We start from the raw sequence: 16330 nt of genomic DNA on the forward strand, positions 1-16330 counted from the left end.
GGATTGCTTATGCCTAGCCAATCTGATTTGCGTTACAGCTTCCAGCCGCAGGTTGGCAAAGCTGAGTTCGAAGTGGTGTCGTTCGAACTACGAGAAGGGATCAGCACACCCTTCGAACTGGAGCTGAAATTGATCAGCTTCGAGAACGATATCGACTTCGGCCACCTGCTCGACAAACCGGTGCTCTTCACCATCTGGGAAGGCGGACGCCCAGTACGCTACGTGCACGGTCTGGTCAGTCGTTTCAGCCAAGCGGAAAGTGGCTTCTACCGCACCTACTATGACGCGCTGATCGAGCCACAGCTGGCCCGTGCCAGCCTGCGTTCGAACTGGCGCATCTTCCAGCAAAAGACCGTGCCGCAAATTCTCGAGCTGATGCTCAAGCGCCAGGGCATCGACCAGTACGAACTACGCGCCAGCATGGACCATCAGGTGCGCGAATTCTGCGTTCAGGCTGGTGAGACGGACTTGGCGTTCATCGCCCGCCTGGCGGCCGAAGAAGGCTTCGTCTACCGCTTCGCGCACAGTGAAAAGCTGCACAAGCTAATCATCACCGACAGACTGCAGTCACTCGGTCTGATAAGTCACGGTGTCATCAAAAACGAGGACGACGCCGAAGGCTTCTACCGTGAGCGTGAACCGTCAGCCCCGGACACCGTGCTGTACCATTCCAACCACGGCGGCGACCAGCCTCAACCGTGCCTACGGCGCTTGCGCTACAGCGAACAGGTGCGTACTGCACGGCAGGTTCAACGCGACTACACCTTCACCCACCCGGCCTATCGTCAGGAACACAGGGCCTCGGGCCCCTATCTTGAGCACCAGTCCACGGACTATGAGTGCTTCGACTACCCCGGCCGTTACAAACGCGATGCCGTTGGCAAGCCGTTCACCGAAAACCGCATCACCGGCTTGCGCCATGACGTGCGCATTGCCGAGGTGCAAGGCGACGATGTGCGCCTGCAACCAGGCCTGAGCTTCACCCTGACCGGCCACCCGCGCGAAGACCTGAATGTGCATTGGCGGGTCAGCACGGTTCGCCACGAAGGCAGCCAGTTCACCAGCCTGCAGGAAGAAGCTGCCGGGGCCGACCAGGGCACACGTTACGAGCAAAAGGCGGTACTGGTGCCAGGCAGAACCGAGTGGCGCCCAGCTCCGTTGCCCAAACCCCGCGTTGACGGCCCGCACATGGCAACCGTGGTGGGGCCGCCCGGTGAAGAGATCTACTGCGACGAATGGGGCCGGGTCAAGGTCAGCTTCCCCTGGGACAGAGAAAGCCAGGACAACGCGTTCAGCTCCTGCTGGGTGCGCGTATCCCAAGGCTGGGCCGGCGGCAGCTGGGGCTCGATGGCCATCCCACGGATTGGCCAGGACGTGATCATCCACTACGTCAACGGCGACCCCGATCAGCCGATGATCACCGGCCGTACTTACTGCGGCAACCAGCTGCCACCGTACGACCTTCCCCGTCACAAGACCCGCATGACCATCAAGAGCCAGACCCACAAGGGCGATGGCTTCAACGAGCTGCGCTTCGAGGACGAACTGGGCCAGGAGGAAGTGTTCATTCATGCCCAGAGGGACCAGAACAATGTGGTCAAGCACGATGAGACTACGCAGGTCGGCAATGACCGCAAAGAGCAGGTCGATAACGACGAATCGATCCTGATCGGCCACGACCGTACGGAAACGGTTGGCAATGACGAGCACATCACCATCGGGCAGGACGCCGCGCTCGACATCGGCAGAAACCACACGATCAGGATCGCCAAGGACCGTGTCGAAAACATCGGCAATCACCGTCACGACCAGATCGCCGCCAATCACCACACCCGTATCGGTGGCAACTTCGAGCAACGGGTCGAAGGGCATGCCGAGCTGGAAGCCCGTGGGGATATCCGTAGACGTACTCGCCGTTATGAACTTCGAGCATCGGAAGCCGTGGTCATCCAAGGCCCTGGTGGCTCCATTCGAATCGACGAAACAGGCATCACCCTGGACAGCCCGACGATTCGCATCACCGGCCAGATGCTCAAGTCGGCAAATGGGACGACAAGCCCCTTTTCCATCAGCAGTGCACCGAACACCGGCAAGCCTCTGGAGCGCTTGTGTGGGCGCCGCCCTGATGGTTCCTGCCCCCTGCCCGATTGCCGCTGTATCCGAGGGTCAGGCCAATGACTACACCGTCATCAGCTGCTCCGCGCAGCGAAGACTTCGCTCATAACTGCCGCTTTCTGCTGCTCATGACCAGAGCAATCGAGTACTGGGCCTATCGGCCCATCCCGCAGGAGGGTGAACTGGTTCCTGCTTATGCCCCATCGGTAATCGACCTTATCAACGCTGTCAGCCGGAATACTCAAAAGGCATGGTTATGGAAGAGCAGCGCCCTGGATGACCGTCATGAGTTTGGGCCTTTGCTGGTGGACGTTGCAGACGCTCACGAGCTGCTTGCCCATGCAATCACGACCTGGATGCCTATCGGTGGAGCCATCGCGCTGGATGCCGAGGTTGGCCTGACAGCGCTGGCAGACCACTTCACCAGCCTGGTGCAGGTCGTGCTCCCTGACCAGAGCGTTGCCACTCACCATGTCACACCGGACCATCTTGCAGCCTGGCTGAATGCGCTGGACGACGACCATCGCAAGGCCTGGCTTGGCCCGGTGTCTCGGTTGGCATGGCGAGTCAACTGGGGGCCGGCTCATGAGTGGAAAACACACGAAAACAAGCCGATTGCTGCCCGCTCAAGATCAGAACTGCCTTTGACCCTCCAGCAGCTTGAACTTGATCGGCTGCAAGCAGGCATGCACAAGCACTTTGTCCTCTCATTGGCGCATGAGGTCTTGGCCATGCCGCCCCATGCCAACCATACCTTGGCGGACATACGCCTATGGATAGAAACACTCCTGCCGCAACTGAGAGCACTCAATTTCCGGAGCGAGGAAGTTGCGGGCCAATTCATTCGGCTGCTAGCCGGGCACATGTGGCTGATGAGCAATGACAAGGCGGGAAAAATCTACACCAACCTCGAAGAGTCGCCCCAGGCCCGCCTTCGCGAGCTCCAGGCACTGGTCGAAAGCAAGGAGCCTGCCCATGACTAACGCCTCCGTCAGCAGCGCCACCTCCGGCCCGGCCTGCAGCGCACGCGTGCCCATCCTGCCAGTGCGCTACGCCATCGTNCATCCCCACGCTGCAGCACTCGGCCTACACCCTCCGTGCTTTGCGCCCGGGCTATGTCTACGTGTTCATGAAAGGCCCTCAGGGCGAAAAGCTGGTCATTCATGAGCACGTCGGCGCGGGCCTCTACAAAGAGCTGCGCTATCAAGGGCTGGAGGACTACCACCGCCGTGAGCGCTACCTGTCCGGCCAGAGCACCGGCTGGGTGTGGGCCGACACCTGCCAGGACTCCGCCGAGGAAGTGTGGATCGGCTACAGCCCGCACCTGTGGACCAACGCCATCACCGCCCGTATCACCGGTTCGGCAGCCCTGNAGGAAGTGTGGATCGGCTACAGCCCGCACCTGTGGACCAACGCCATCACCGCCCGTATCACCGGTTCGGCAGCCCTGCGCAAACGGCACATGCGCCAGCTGGACATGGCCGAGCTGGTTAGCGGCAACCCGGCGCCGTCCACCCAGCCCCATGTGCTGCCAGTCAGTGCCCTGCAAACCTGGGTCGAAGACTTCAAGCCAACCGAGCGGCGCATGCCGCTAACCTGGAGCAGCGACCCGATCACCGAAACCTTGCCCATCGGCAACCTCACTGCCATCGCCCGGCACTACCCCTGGACCCAACCGAAAGTGCCGGTGGTGGTGGCGCTCGCCGATGCCGAAGGCCTGGCCCTGGACCTGAGCCTGTCGGTCTCGGCCTACCAGCATCAACTGCGTGACCTGATACCGGCCGAGCAACTGGAGCACACAAAACCCGCCCAACCTCCCGAGCAGGAGCGCGTGCCGGCATGCTACCGGCTGGATGCCGAACAGCTCAGCCCGCAGAGCCGCGACTTTCACCATCGCAACCTGGTCGCCATGCTGCTGAACAAGACGCTGGAAAGCCTGTACCCGGCGGATGCCCCTTCACCGGAACTGGCCGCGTTCAGGCTGGGCACGTCACGCCGGGGGCCCGCCCTGTCGCCGGCCGAGTCACATTTCCAGGCCCTCACCCATGAAGATTACTCCCCCAATGGCGCGCGCCTGGCACAGCGCCTCGATGTCGACAAATACCGGCGCTTCCTCGCCGAACGCGACGCGCTGGAACGGCGGATTGCCGCCCTGCGCAACCTGGCCTTGCAAGCCAGCAACGATCATGACGCCTGGCTGGCGACGGCCGAATCCCAACACATCGATAACCCCTACAGCCTGGCAGCCGCCTTGGCCTGTTACGACCGTGACGAACGCACCTCCGCCCGTGGTCTGGAAATCTCACTGGCGTTGCTGATTCACCCGATGGGCCAGCCGACACCCGGCACCGAAGATCATGACCGGCGTTTCAAACGCCTGGAGCAATGGCTGGACCAGCACGACAGCCCGCTTTACACCGCCTTGGCGCCGTTCAACCCGTTCAAGGACAAAGCCGANGAGCAATGGCTGGACCAGCACGACAGCCCGCTTTACACCGCCTTGGCGCCGTTCAACCCGTTCAAGGACAAAGCCGATTCGATCGGCTCTTTGTTCGGCGCCAGCGACAACGTGATCGAAGGGCTGGCCGGTCGCTTCCCGGCCATGGCTGACATCACCGACCTCACCGCCCAGTCGGTCAATGCCGTGGTGCTCAAGCGCCTGCGTGGCCAGACCCGCTGGGATGCCAGCCATGGCCTGCGCCAGCAAGTGTTGCTGGCAGCGCGTGAGGCCAATGCCGAGAAAGCACTGGGGTTGTTGGCGGCACGCTATCGAATCACCGAGCAGGCCATTACGGAAAATCCCTTTAGCCAGGAGGTGCAGCGGTATTTGAAGAGCGGCATGGCACAGGTTGAAGAGATGAAAGCGTTGCGCATCTCGGGTAGCCGCACGGTGTCTATCGAGCTGACCACTACTGCGCGCGTGAAACCCAACTTCCTTGGGTTGCTCACCTCCGGCGGTGGTGGTGGTTTAAACGCAGGGATGTTGTGGTTCAACATCTTATCGCTCAAGACGGCCTACAACAGCCTGCAGAAGAGTGATGCACCGGAATACACCCTGGGGTTCGCTTCTTCTGTCTTCGGGGTGATTGGCGCAGCGGCAGCGACATTGGTCAGCGTACGGGCAACGCAAAAGGCCATGATGTTGAAGTGGATCTCAACGGCGCCAGGCATGGCCTTTGGTAACGGCATCATCAACTTTCTGACGAGTAATCTTTTCGCGCGGGCATCAGGCTACCCGGCGATAATAATGGGGTTTTCCTCAGATATTTTTAAGGCAATACGTCAATGGCAGAACGGCAATCTTATTTCAGGCTTATATACAGCGGCTGCCAGCGCGACTACTGCTTTAGGTTCGATTCTTGTTCTAGAAGGAAGCCTTGCCATCGCAGGCACGACAGTCCTCATTCCCTTTGCAGGCTGGACAGCAGCTGGAATCGCCTTGATCGGAGCAACTTTGATCGGTGGAGGTCTATTCCTCTACTCAAAAGCTCACTCCCGCCTTCACAGCCCTTTAGAATTATGGGCCAGCAGAAGCATCTTCGGGACAAGGGAAAACGATGGAGAAATACGGGAGAATATAAAGTTAGACTTTGATAAAAAATTGCCACCCTTTCGCCACATCCACGAAGAAATCAAGTCATGGCAGATTGAATTTTTCTCACCGAAAGCATTGTTGGCACCGTACTCTGAGCAGCTCGGCTTAGGCGCCCTAACGACACATTTGGATATAAATAACAAATGGCCAACACCTGACTGGGCAACAATTATCCATACCCAGGTCACTAAACAAAACGCAACACTCGAGCTAACTATACTTTTACCAGAATTCGTAGTAGGTCAAAGCGAATGGTCAGGGAGTTTAGTGAGCCAGAATCTCGACAGGCAGACAACCCCACTCCAAATAACCCCTGACTGCCATATCACCCAAGCAGGTTTATTACTTCATTACAAAACTGATGCTAGACAAATCAGGTCTGCCACGCTAACGATTAATTACTATGCCAACCAAGGACTGGATGACGACACTCCTTCTACTACCACTATTCATCTGGAACGCTAAACCTATGGCGACTATCTGGCTTTTTAATCAAGCCCACAATTCAGGATTCAAGCCAAAAATTTCCGGACAACTTATCCAAACAACCAGTTCACACTTATGCCTGCGCAACCCTTGGGTGTCCGACTCTGTATTCATGGGAAAAATCTACACTGCCATGTTTCTATTTACCTGGATATTATCATGTTACAATCTCATTAATGAAAATATAGACTACTCAATCAACGGCGGCGAAATTTTCGTTGCCATCCTGATCTCACTCCCCTTTATTTTTACCCCATTCTTAGCCTACAGAATACTTTTCATAAAAAACTTATCGAACATATATTTAAATCGACACACAAAGAAAATCTACTATAAGCGATTCAAAAAACTCATAATATTTGACTGGAGCCAAGTCGCAGGCGGTCTTTTCAGTCGCACAGAATTCAGTGGTTCCTCCTTCACTACCAGCTATGCCCTCGCCTTCGCCCCCCGCCGCGAAGACGGCAGCCTGCATCAAAAAGACTGCCTCTGGATCGACAGCAACGAACCCACCGAACCGGGCGTCAAGCATGTCGCCGAGGTATGGGAATACCTCCGCCACTTCATGGACCACGGCCCGGACAAACTCCCCCCGCCCGGTGAACCCAACTGGTGGCACAAGCCACTGCACGCCATCTGCCTGACCCCGGCAGAAGCCTGGCGCCACTACGCCCCTTGGCGAACCGGTGAGCCCGGTGAAATGCAGGGCAAAAAGAACTGGCAATTGCCGTTCTGGGCGGTGCTGTTCCCCTACAACCTGACCGTCGCTCTCTGTTGGTACTGTGTCTGCAAGCTTTTCAATGTCCGTGCAGCGCCACCACCGGCGGAGGCTTTCGAAGTTGGGCCTGCTAAGCCCGAATAGTCACCACCTGAAGTGGATAGGAAGAGAACGCTACGCCCCTGGATGGCAACGCGGCAAGACAGAATGAGGATGGCGCCCAGATCAAAGGGCTGTAGGACGGCTCCTGACTTATCGCAGGCAAGCCAGCGTCCACAGGTTCGGCACAAATCTCAAGAGCGGTGCAATACCTGTGGCGCTGGCTTGCCGGCGGTGATTGGGCGCAGCGCCTGTCAGGCGAACTTGGCCCGGGCCGCGTGCAGTTTCTTGTAGCTGTCGATCAGGCGCAGGTGGCGATCAAGGCCTTCGAGCTTCATGCTGGTCGGGGTCAGGCCATGGAAGCGCACACTGCCGTCCAACGAGCCCAATACCGCGTCCATGCGCGCATTGCCGAACATACGGCGGAAGTTGGCTTCGTAGTCATCCATCTCCAGTTCGTCATCCAACTGCACTTCCAGCACCACGTTCAGCGCCTGGTAGAACAGGCCGCGGTCTACGGTGTTGTCGTTGAACTGCAAGAATGCCTCGACCAGTTCCTTGGCATCCTCGAAACGCTGCACCGCGAGGCAGATCAGCAACTTCAGTTCGAGAATGGTCAGTTGGCCCCACACTGTGTTTTCGTCGAACTCCACACCGATCAGCGTGGTGATGGTGGTGTAGTCATCCACATCGCAGTTGTCCAGGCGCTTGAGCAGCAGCTTCAGCGAGCGGCTGTCGAGGCTGTGCAGGTTGAGGATGTCGGCACGGAACGACAAGGCGCGGTTGGTGTTGTCCCAGATCAGGTCCTCGACCGGGTAGATTTCCGAGTAGCCTGGCACCAGGATACGGCACGCGGTGGCACCAAGGTTGTCGTACACCGCCATGTACACTTCCTTGCCCAGGTCTTCCAGGATGCCGAACAGCGTCGCGGCCTCCTGCTGGTTGGAGTCCTCGCCGTGCCCGGAGAAGTCCCACTCGACGAATTCGAAGTCGGCCTTGGCGCTGAAGAAGCGCCACGACACCACGCCGCTAGAGTCGATGAAATGCTCGACGAAGTTGTTCGGCTCGGTCAGCGCATGGCTTTCGAAGGTGGGTTGCGGCAGGTCGTTCAGGCCTTCGAAGCTGCGACCCTGCAGCAGTTCGGTGAGGCTGCGCTCCAGCGCCACTTCCAGGCTCGGATGGGCACCGAACGAGGCAAACACGCCACCCGTGCGCGGGTTCATCAAGGTCACGCACATGACCGGGAACTCGCCCCCCAGCGACGCATCCTTGACCAGCACCGGGAAGCCTTGCTCTTCCAGGCCCTGGATGCCAGCGAGGATCGCTGGGTATTTGGCCAGCACCTCTTGCGGCACGTCCGGCAGGCACAACTCGCCCTCGAGGATTTCGCGCTTCACCGCGCGCTCGAAAATTTCCGACAGGCACTGCACCTGCGCCTCGGCCAAGGTGTTGCCCGCGCTCATGCCATTGCTGAGGAACAGGTTTTCGATCAGGTTGGACGGAAAGTACACCACCTGCTGGTCGGACTGGCGCACGAACGGCAGCGAACAGATGCCCCGCGCCGTGTTACCGGAGTTGGTGTCATACAGGTGCGAACCACGCAGCTCCCCGTCAGGGTTGTATATCGCGAGGCAGTGCTCATCGAGGATCTCGGCCGGCAGCGCGTCACGCGGGCCCGGCTTGAACCACTGTTCGTTCGGGTAGTGCACGAACGGGGCGTTGGCCAGGTCCTCGCCCCAGAACTGGTCGTTGTAGAAGAAGTTGCAGTTGAGGCGCTCGATGAACTCGCCCAGCGCCGAGGCCAGCGCAGCCTCCTTGGTGGCCCCTTTACCGTTGGTAAAGCACATCGGCGACTGCGCATCGCGTACGTGCAGCGACCAGACGTTAGGGACAATGTTGCGCCACGAGGCGATCTCGATCTTCATCCCCAGCCCGGCGAGGATGCCCGACATGTTGGCAATGGTCTGCTCCAGCGGCAGGTCCTTGCCGGGGATATAGGTGCTGGTGTCCGACACCGGCATCAGCAACCCCTGGGCATCGGCATCGAGGTTGTCGACCACTTCGATCACGAACTCAGGGCCGGTCTGCACCACCTTTTTTACCGTGCAGCGGTCGATGGAGCGCAGGATGCCTTGACGGTCCTTGTCGGAGATGTCTTCGGGCAGTTCGACCTGGATCTTGAAGATCTGGTTGTAGCGGTTTTCCGGATCGACGATGTTGTTCTGCGACAGGCGGATGTTTTCGGTGGGAATATCGCGGGTCTGGCAGTAGAGCTTGACGAAGTAAGCCGCGCACAAGGCCGAAGACGCCAGGAAATAGTCGAACGGGCCTGGGGCCGAACCATCGCCTTTGTAGCGGATAGGTTGGTCGGCGATCACCGTGAAGTCATCGAATTTGGCTTCGAGACGGAGATTGTCGAGAAAATTGACCTTGATTTCCATGCGGGATTACCGTGATTTAAGCGTGCAAAACGAAATTGGCCGGCATTATCCGGGTTTTCGTTGCGCAAGTCCTGTTCAACGCCGACCGCAGGCTTGATTTTTCGAAGCTGGCTTGCGTATTCCGCCGGATTACTTGCCTGATCCTCTGAAGCCACCTCCGCCACCAGACCAGCGGTCATCCTCCTGTGCTAGCGTTTCTGCACCGGGGGACAACGTATTCCCCATGCAGAAAAAACACAGCGACAACAACCGTGACGGGCAGGTGAAACCATGGAACTACGCATCAACCAGAAGACCTATCAGGTCGAGGCGGACGCCGACACGCCCCTGCTGTGGGTAATCCGCGATGACTTGGGGCTGACCGGCACCAAGTATGGCTGCGGCTTGGCCCAATGCGGCGCCTGTTCGGTGCTGGTAGACGGCAATGTCGTGCGCGCCTGCGTCACCCCGGTGGCCGGTGTGGTGGGGCGTGAGGTCACCACCATCGAGGCGATCGAGGCCGACCCAGTCGGCAAACGGGTGGTCGCCGCCTGGGTCGAGCACCAGGTGGCTCAATGCGGCTATTGCCAGTCCGGCCAGGTCATGGCAGCCACGGCGCTGCTCAAGCACACACCCAAACCCAGCGATGCGCAGATCGATGCAGCCATGGTCAATCTGTGCCGCTGCGGCACCTACAACGCCATCCATGCCGCCGTGCATGACCTGGCCCAGGGGGAGCAGGCCTGATGAACACGCCAGTCGATACACCTGCCGAACTGCTCAGGCTGCAGCGGGGCGAAACGATCAATCTGTCACGTCGGCGCTTTCTTGCCGGCACCGCAGTCGGTGCCCTGGTGCTAGGTTTCGGCTTACCCATAGGCCCGGCCCGCGTGCAGGCAGCCGCCGCTGCGGCAACTGCGGAACGAGGCACCCAGGTGCCTGCATTTCTGGAGATTCGCCCGGACGGTACGGTGCGCCTGCTGAGTCCGTTCATGGAAGGCGGGCAAGGCCCGTTCACCGCCATGGCGCAGATTGTGGGTGAAGAGCTGGATGTCGACCCGGCCCATTTCGTGGTCGATAGCGCACCACCGGGCGAAGCCTACGTGGTGATGGAGAACGGCATGCGCATCACCGGAGGCAGCATGTCGGTGCGCATGAGCTACCCGACCATGCGCCGTCTGGGCGCGCTCGCCCGGGGCATGCTGCTGCAGGCGGGCGCCGAACACCTGGGTGTACCGGTCGATGAGCTTTCTACCACACCGGGTAACGTAGTACATACCACGACCGGACGTTCCGTACCCTACGGTGAGCTGGCCGGTCGCGCCATGGACCTGCCGGTGCCCGACCCGGCCAGCGTCAAGCTGCGTGACCCCAGCCAGTTTCGCTGGATTGGAAAGCCCGTACGCCGCCTGGATGCCTACGACAAGTCCACCGGCAAGGCCCAGTACTGCATCGACATCAAAGTCGACGGCATGCTCCACGCTGCCGTGCAGCATGCACCGCGCCTGGGCATGACGGTTGGGAGCCTGCGCAACGAAGACCAGGTCAAGGCCATGAAAGGCGTACATTCTGTGCATCAGTTGCCAGGCGCCGTGGCTGTGGTCGCCGAGCGCTGGTGGCACGCCAAGCGTGCAGTGGAGGCGATGCAGGTGGACTGGAAAGAACCGGCCGCCGACAGCAAAGTGCGCCCGATGCCGGCCGATTTTTCCAGCGACGCCTGGCGCGAACACCTCGCGACGGTGCAAGGGCCGTCCCGTGATGAAGAGAACGAAGGGGATATTGCCGGCGCCTTGGCCAACGCCAAGACCCAGGTCGAGGCCAGCTACCACAACCAGTACCTGAACCATGCCCAGCTGGAGCCACCGTCCGCCCTCGCCCGCTTCAACCCGGACGGCAGCCTCGACGTCTGGCTGCCCAACCAGGCCCCGGACATGTTCCGTGACGACATTGCCAGACGCACCGGCCTGGAGCCTGCACAAATCAACCTGCACTCGCCGCTGCTGGGCGGCTTCTTTGGCCGCCACTTCCTGTACGACTCTGCCAACCCCTACCCGCAGGCCATTGCCCTGGCCAAAGCGGTTGGCCGGCCGGTGAAGCTTATCTGGAGCCGCGAGGAGGAGTTTTTGCGCGATGTACTGCGCCCCGTCGCAGTGGTGAAGTTCCGCGCCGGGCTGGACGCAGACGGTATGCCAGTGGCGCTCGAAGCGGTAAGCGCCACCGAGGGCCCAACCGAAGCCCTTGCTGGAAAACAAGGGGAGAAGATCGACCCGACCGCGCTTGAGGGGCTGTCAGGCAAGTCCTACGCCATCGCCAACAAGCGCATCGCCCAGATCTATGTCAAAGGCCCGGCCATGCTCGGTTACTGGCGCTCGGTAGGTAACTCGCTGAACGACTTCTTCTACGAATCATTCCTGGACGAACTGGCTGACAAAGGCGGCAAGGACCCGTTTGAACTGCGCCTGCACCTGCTGCGCGACAACCCGAGACTGACCAACCTGCTGAACGCTGTGGCCGACTTGTCCGGGGGCTGGAAGCGCGGACCGTTCACCGCCGAGGACGGCAGCAAGCGCGCACGCGGCGTGGCCATGGCCTCACCGTTCGGCTCGGAGGCTGCGGTCATTGCAGAGGTTTCCATAGACAACGGCCAGGTCAGGGTGCACGACATCTGGCAAGCCATCGACCCGGGCAGCATCGTCAACCCGGCGATCATCGAGCATCAGGTTAACGGCGCCGTCGCCCTGGGCCTGTCGCAGACGCTGGTGGAAGAAGCGGTGTACGTGGATGGCAAGCCGCGCGCACGCAATTATGACCTGTACCCGATCCTGCCGCCTTCGCGCATGGCGCGGGTACATGTGCGCATCATCGAAAGCGGGGCGAAGATGGGCGGCATCGGCGAACCACCGCTGCCCGCCGTGGCCCCGGCGGTGGCCAATGCGGTCGCGCAGCTCACTGGCCAGCGCGTGCGCAGTTTGCCATTGAGCCGCCACACCTTCAGCTGATCGCACAAGGGACGCCTCATGACCCATCGTTTCGCAAGAACCGCTGGCTGGCTGGCGCTGCCGTGCCTGGTCGCGGCGGGCCTGCTGGCCTGGTATGTCACCCGTGAACCCGCATCGCCGTTTGCCGACGCACAGGCCACTGCTGCCGACCCGGCGCTGGTCAGCCGCGGCGAATACGTAGCCCGGCTCAGTGATTGCGTGGCCTGCCATAGCCTGCCGGATGGCAAACCGTTCGCCGGCGGGTTGGAAATGGCCACCCCGCTGGGGGCGATCCACGCCACCAACATCACCCCCGACCGCGACAGCGGCATCGGTAACTACACCCTGGCCGACTTCGACCGCGCCGTGCGCCAGGGTGTCGCGCCTGGTGGCCGACGGCTGTACCCGGCCATGCCTTACCCGTCCTACGCGAAGCTCAGCGATGATGATGTCAAGGCGCTGTATGCGTTCTTCATGCACGGCGTGCAACCGGCGCGGCAGGCCAACCTGGCCAGCGACATCCCCTGGCCGCTGAACCTGCGCTGGCCCATCGCCTTGTGGAACGGCCTGTTCGCCGCCACCACGCCTTACACCGACAAGGCCGGGGAGGATGCACAGTGGAACCGTGGCGCCTATATCGTCCAGGGCCCCGGACACTGCGGCAGTTGCCATACGCCACGTGGCCTGGCCTTCAATGAAAAGGCGCTGGATGACAGCGGCAAGCCGTTCCTGTCCGGCGCACTGCTCGACGGCTGGTATGCACCCAGTCTGCGCGCCGACCACAACACCGGGCTGGGGCGCTGGAGCGAGGCAGAGATCGCGCAGTTTCTGAAGACCGGACGCAACCGGCATGCAGTGGTATATGGTTCGATGACCGAGGCGTTCAACAACTCCACGCAATTCATGCGTGACGACGACCTGGCTGCCATCGCCCACTACCTGAAGTCGCTGCCCGGCGACCCTCAACGTGACGGCGCACCATGGCAATACCAGGCCGAATCGCTAGCGACACGGCTGGACAGCCCAGGAGCGCGCACCTACGTGACACGCTGTGCGTCATGCCACGGCCTGGACGGCAAGGGCCAGGCCGAATGGATGCCGCCCTTGGCCGGGGCGACCTCGGCACTGGCCAAGGAGGACGCCTCGGCAATCAATATCACGCTCAATGGTTCGCAGCGAGTGGTGGCTGCAGGGGTGCCGGATGCCTATCGCATGCCGGCTTTGCGCGAACAGTTGAGTGATCAGGAGATTGCCGACGTGCTCAGCTTTGTGCGTACGGCCTGGGGCAACCAAGGAGGGGCGGTGGATGCGCAGGCGGTAGGCAAGCTGCGTGGGCATACCGACCCGGCCAGCAGCAGCCCCATCATCTTGCATATGCGTTGAATTGGAGTGGCACATGTACCGACGCGAGGCTGCGCCCACAAAAACCGCGCAGCGCATGAGCCACTCTGTCACTGCCACCGCTCCAGATTCTGTTTCAACCACTGCTCGGGCAAGGCCCCGCCAACGATCTTCGCCATCTCCCGCGCCAGCGCCTCACGCAGCAGTGGCCGGTTGCAAGGCGACTCTTGTGAGATTGCCAGGTACAACCCTTCGCTGGAAACCGGTGGCTGCAATACCTGCACAGCGGCAGCGATGCCCAATGTGCGCGCCAGCGCCATGCCAGGATACTGCTCGTACACCACGTAATCGCTGCGCTTGTGCATCAGCTTTTCGAACGCCTGCCTGGCAGTGGGCACCGCCTCGAGGGTGAGATTGGCCTGAGCGTATTCATCGAACTGTTGGCCGTGGCTGTTGTTGACCAGAGTGCCACCCTTGCGGCCTTTGAGGTCGGCCCATTGCTGGTAGGCAAAGGCATTGTCCTGGCGCACCCAGATGACGCTGGGTGTGCGCAAAAACGGCGGGGCGATGAAGTCCACATGCTGTCGGCGCGCTTCGGTCAGGAAATACCCGGCCATCAAGTCGATCCGCCCGGTGCGCACTTCTTCCTGGGCTCGCGACCACGGCCCGGCGTAAACCACCTCTATGTCCATCCCCAACTGCTTGCCCAGGTATTTGAGCAGGTCGGCATTGGCACCGATCAGTCGTTGAGGGTTCAGCGGGTCGCGCCACAGGTACGGGGGGTATTCCGGGTTGCCTGTGGCGGTCAACTGTAGGCATCCATCATCCGCTGTGGCAGCCAGGGGCAGCAGTGACAGGCACATCAGGAGCAAGACGTGGCGAAAGCAACGCTCGATCATCTACGACCCTCGGCACATGAAACACCCGGCGATCCGGCGTAGTGGCCAAAGGCTGCCACCTGCCGTGGTCACCTGCAGCTATCATCTGCGCGCTGTAGACAGTCTGGACCATCAGCAACCCGCAGACGAGCCTTTCATCGTCCCGTTGATAAATCTGCCGAAGGACAGACAGTGAGCGCCTGCACGGCCGGCGACAAACTGGGCTTTTCAGGCACCCTGCCGTCGCATCGCCAGGATCGCCGCGCCAAAACCGATAAAGGTGGTGCCCACCACCCGGTTCACCCAGCGCGACAGCGATGGCCGGGTCAGCACCCCCTTGGCCCGCGCAGCCAGGGCGGCATACGCGCTCAGTGAAGTGAGTGACAAGGCCACGAAGATCCCGGTCAAGGTCAGGAACTGCGGCAATAGCGCAGCCCCTTGGTCGATGAACTGCGGGAACAGTGCTGTAAAGAACATGGTCGCCTTCGGGTTGGTCACTGCAGTCAGAAAAGCCGATTTGAACAGTTTCAGCGGCGTAGGCCGCACCTTGGCCGCACACTCTGCGGCACCCTGCTCCAGCATCGGGCTCTTCTTCAGCAGTTGTCGCGCACCCAGGTAGAACAGATAGCCCGCCCCCAGGATCTTCACGGCGTTGAACAGTATCTCAGAACTGGCCAGCAGTGCGCCTAGCCCCAGCATGGCCGCTGCCGACAGACAGAACAGACCCGTGCCATTGCCCAGCGACGACCAGATCGCACTGCGCTGGCCATGAGCAAGGCTGTTGTTGATAGCCATCAAGGTGGCAGGGCCGGGGCTGGCGATCGCGATGGCGGCGACCAGGGTAAACGCGAACAGCGAGTGAGAATCCATTTCAGGCTCGTCAGACAGTCAGGAAAGGCTGCGTCAATTGCACGCAGGTTCAGCCGGCATTCTGCCGCTTGGCCACCTTTTTGGCGATAGCCTTCATTCGCGTCGCCGCACGCTGCACAGTGGCCATTTTCTCGGGCCTCTTCATGCCCCGCCACTTGCGGATTTCGTCACGGGTACGGCCGCAGCTCACGCACAGTTCGCTGTTGAGCTGGCATAACGAGACGCAGGGGTTGTCGATGTCTTTGGCCATGCCACTACTCAGCCAGGCAGTTCTGCCCGCGCACGTTCGCCAGCACTGTGGAAGACCTGGCGCACTTCCTCGGCCTTGACCTTGGTTACCGACCTGGCCACCAGCAACTCTTCGACCACGCGCAAGCCCTGCTCCAGGGCTGTTGCCAGTTGCTCGGCGTCGGAGGCGTCAGCGATATCACCCAGATAAGGAGCGATGAGATACACGTAACGGTCCTGCAGCTTGAGCGCTTCCAGCGCGTCGAGGGCTTTCTGGAACCGATCGGCAGCGGCAGGGCTCATGCTCAATTTATCGAAATGAATCAGGCTCACACGGTCAGTGGCCATTATGACGAATCTCCGTTTCCTGGTGCGGCCAGGCCCGCAAGCAGCAGCGCTTCTACGATGCTCGTATGTGCGGTCCCGGGTTATGCCTATCAGGGTACCAGAAGCCGAGACAGAAAGGGCCATTGCCCCCAGAACTAAAAGTATTTGCCAAGTCGCGCAATGGACGCCCCATGGCGTTATGGGGACATGAGCCGTTATCTGCTGCGCAGGATAATCCCGCCAGCAATCCACCCCGCCGAGGCCGTCATCGCGCT

General features: G+C 60.6%; 11 protein-coding genes and 1 pseudogene. 7 read left to right on the plus strand and 5 right to left on the minus strand.

Annotation, left to right across the window (positions count from 1 at the left end; all coding sequences use genetic code 11):
• The first annotated feature begins 9 nt into the window (after positions 1–9).
• From FQ668_RS17425 to FQ668_RS28575, 4 genes and pseudogenes are all read left to right on the plus strand, one after another.
• Entirely contained in the window at positions 10–2178 is a 2169-nt protein-coding gene (locus tag FQ668_RS17425; protein WP_019436875.1) for a type VI secretion system Vgr family protein, read from the plus strand.
• Positions 2175–3098 (plus strand): DUF4123 domain-containing protein, encoded by a 924-nt coding sequence (locus FQ668_RS17430; protein WP_053868149.1) that lies wholly within the window; start codon positions 2175–2177, stop codon positions 3096–3098. The genes FQ668_RS17425 and FQ668_RS17430 overlap by 4 nt, the downstream gene beginning before the upstream one ends.
• A pseudogene (locus FQ668_RS17435) lies at positions 3091–6175 on the plus strand (T6SS effector BTH_I2691 family protein). Before FQ668_RS17430 ends, FQ668_RS17435 begins: the two are co-directional and overlap by 8 nt.
• Positions 6176–6179: 4 nt before the next feature.
• The gene (locus FQ668_RS28575) at positions 6180–7058 is read left to right on the plus strand and encodes a DUF6708 domain-containing protein (protein ID WP_019438200.1); all 879 of its coding nucleotides are present in this window, start codon (positions 6180–6182) and stop codon (positions 7056–7058) included.
• Positions 7059–7267: 209 nt separating this feature from the next.
• Here the strand turns inward: FQ668_RS28575 and FQ668_RS17445 are convergent, their stop codons facing one another.
• On the minus strand, positions 7268–9454 hold the full coding sequence (locus FQ668_RS17445) for an OsmC domain/YcaO domain-containing protein (protein ID WP_014590666.1): 2187 nt from the start codon (positions 9452–9454) through the stop codon (positions 7268–7270).
• A 270-nt stretch (positions 9455–9724) separates the two neighbouring features.
• Between FQ668_RS17445 and FQ668_RS17450 the strand changes: the two genes are divergently transcribed.
• From FQ668_RS17450 to FQ668_RS17460, 3 genes are read left to right on the plus strand one after another with little or no spacing between them, the layout of a single operon-like run.
• Positions 9725–10180: a (2Fe-2S)-binding protein gene (locus FQ668_RS17450; protein WP_003256023.1), complete on the plus strand. Its 456-nt coding sequence runs from the start codon at positions 9725–9727 to the stop codon at positions 10178–10180.
• Positions 10180–12432 carry a molybdopterin cofactor-binding domain-containing protein gene (locus FQ668_RS17455; protein WP_053868207.1) on the plus strand — a complete coding sequence of 751 codons (2253 nt, stop codon included), beginning with the start codon at positions 10180–10182 and terminating at the stop codon, positions 12430–12432. Before FQ668_RS17450 ends, FQ668_RS17455 begins: the two co-directional genes overlap by 1 nt.
• An 18-nt stretch (positions 12433–12450) precedes the next feature.
• The gene (locus tag FQ668_RS17460; protein WP_053868209.1) at positions 12451–13794 is read left to right on the plus strand and encodes a cytochrome c; all 1344 of its coding nucleotides are present in this window, start codon (positions 12451–12453) and stop codon (positions 13792–13794) included.
• A 68-nt stretch (positions 13795–13862) separates the two neighbouring features.
• Here the strand turns inward: FQ668_RS17460 and FQ668_RS17465 are convergent, their stop codons facing one another.
• From FQ668_RS17465 to FQ668_RS17480, 4 genes are all read right to left on the minus strand, one after another.
• Positions 13863–14651: an ABC transporter substrate-binding protein gene (locus FQ668_RS17465; protein ID WP_014590662.1), complete on the minus strand. Its 789-nt coding sequence runs from the start codon at positions 14649–14651 to the stop codon at positions 13863–13865.
• A 207-nt stretch (positions 14652–14858) separates the two neighbouring features.
• Positions 14859–15500: a LysE family translocator gene (locus FQ668_RS17470; protein WP_014590661.1), complete on the minus strand. Its 642-nt coding sequence runs from the start codon at positions 15498–15500 to the stop codon at positions 14859–14861.
• Positions 15501–15549: 49 nt separating this feature from the next.
• On the minus strand, positions 15550–15750 hold the full coding sequence (locus FQ668_RS17475; RefSeq protein WP_014590660.1) for a DUF1289 domain-containing protein: 201 nt from the start codon (positions 15748–15750) through the stop codon (positions 15550–15552).
• Positions 15751–15758: 8 nt separating this feature from the next.
• The gene (locus FQ668_RS17480) at positions 15759–16076 is read right to left on the minus strand and encodes a hypothetical protein (RefSeq protein WP_004577480.1); all 318 of its coding nucleotides are present in this window, start codon (positions 16074–16076) and stop codon (positions 15759–15761) included.
• Positions 16077–16330 lie beyond the last annotated feature (254 nt).

The sequence above is a fragment of the Pseudomonas sp. Kh14 genome, assembly GCF_900291005.1.
GTDB lineage: Bacteria > Pseudomonadota > Gammaproteobacteria > Pseudomonadales > Pseudomonadaceae > Aquipseudomonas > Aquipseudomonas alloputida.

What these genes read in the sequence shown, in the direction of transcription:
- FQ668_RS28575 (WP_019438200.1), top strand. Translation starts at nt 6,180, where the DNA reads ATGGCGACTATCTGGCTTTTTAATCAAGCCCACAATTCAGGATTCAAG.
- FQ668_RS17465 (WP_014590662.1), bottom strand. Translation starts at nt 14,651, where the DNA reads ATGATCGAGCGTTGCTTTCGCCACGTCTTGCTCCTGATGTGCCTGTCA.
- FQ668_RS17445 (WP_014590666.1), bottom strand. Translation starts at nt 9,454, where the DNA reads ATGGAAATCAAGGTCAATTTTCTCGACAATCTCCGTCTCGAAGCCAAA.
- FQ668_RS17425 (WP_019436875.1), top strand. Translation starts at nt 10, where the DNA reads ATGCCTAGCCAATCTGATTTGCGTTACAGCTTCCAGCCGCAGGTTGGC.
- FQ668_RS17475 (WP_014590660.1), bottom strand. Translation starts at nt 15,750, where the DNA reads ATGGCCAAAGACATCGACAACCCCTGCGTCTCGTTATGCCAGCTCAAC.
- FQ668_RS17455 (WP_053868207.1), top strand. Translation starts at nt 10,180, where the DNA reads ATGAACACGCCAGTCGATACACCTGCCGAACTGCTCAGGCTGCAGCGG.
- FQ668_RS17470 (WP_014590661.1), bottom strand. Translation starts at nt 15,500, where the DNA reads ATGGATTCTCACTCGCTGTTCGCGTTTACCCTGGTCGCCGCCATCGCG.
- FQ668_RS17430 (WP_053868149.1), top strand. Translation starts at nt 2,175, where the DNA reads ATGACTACACCGTCATCAGCTGCTCCGCGCAGCGAAGACTTCGCTCAT.
- FQ668_RS17460 (WP_053868209.1), top strand. Translation starts at nt 12,451, where the DNA reads ATGACCCATCGTTTCGCAAGAACCGCTGGCTGGCTGGCGCTGCCGTGC.
- FQ668_RS17480 (WP_004577480.1), bottom strand. Translation starts at nt 16,076, where the DNA reads ATGGCCACTGACCGTGTGAGCCTGATTCATTTCGATAAATTGAGCATG.
- FQ668_RS17450 (WP_003256023.1), top strand. Translation starts at nt 9,725, where the DNA reads ATGGAACTACGCATCAACCAGAAGACCTATCAGGTCGAGGCGGACGCC.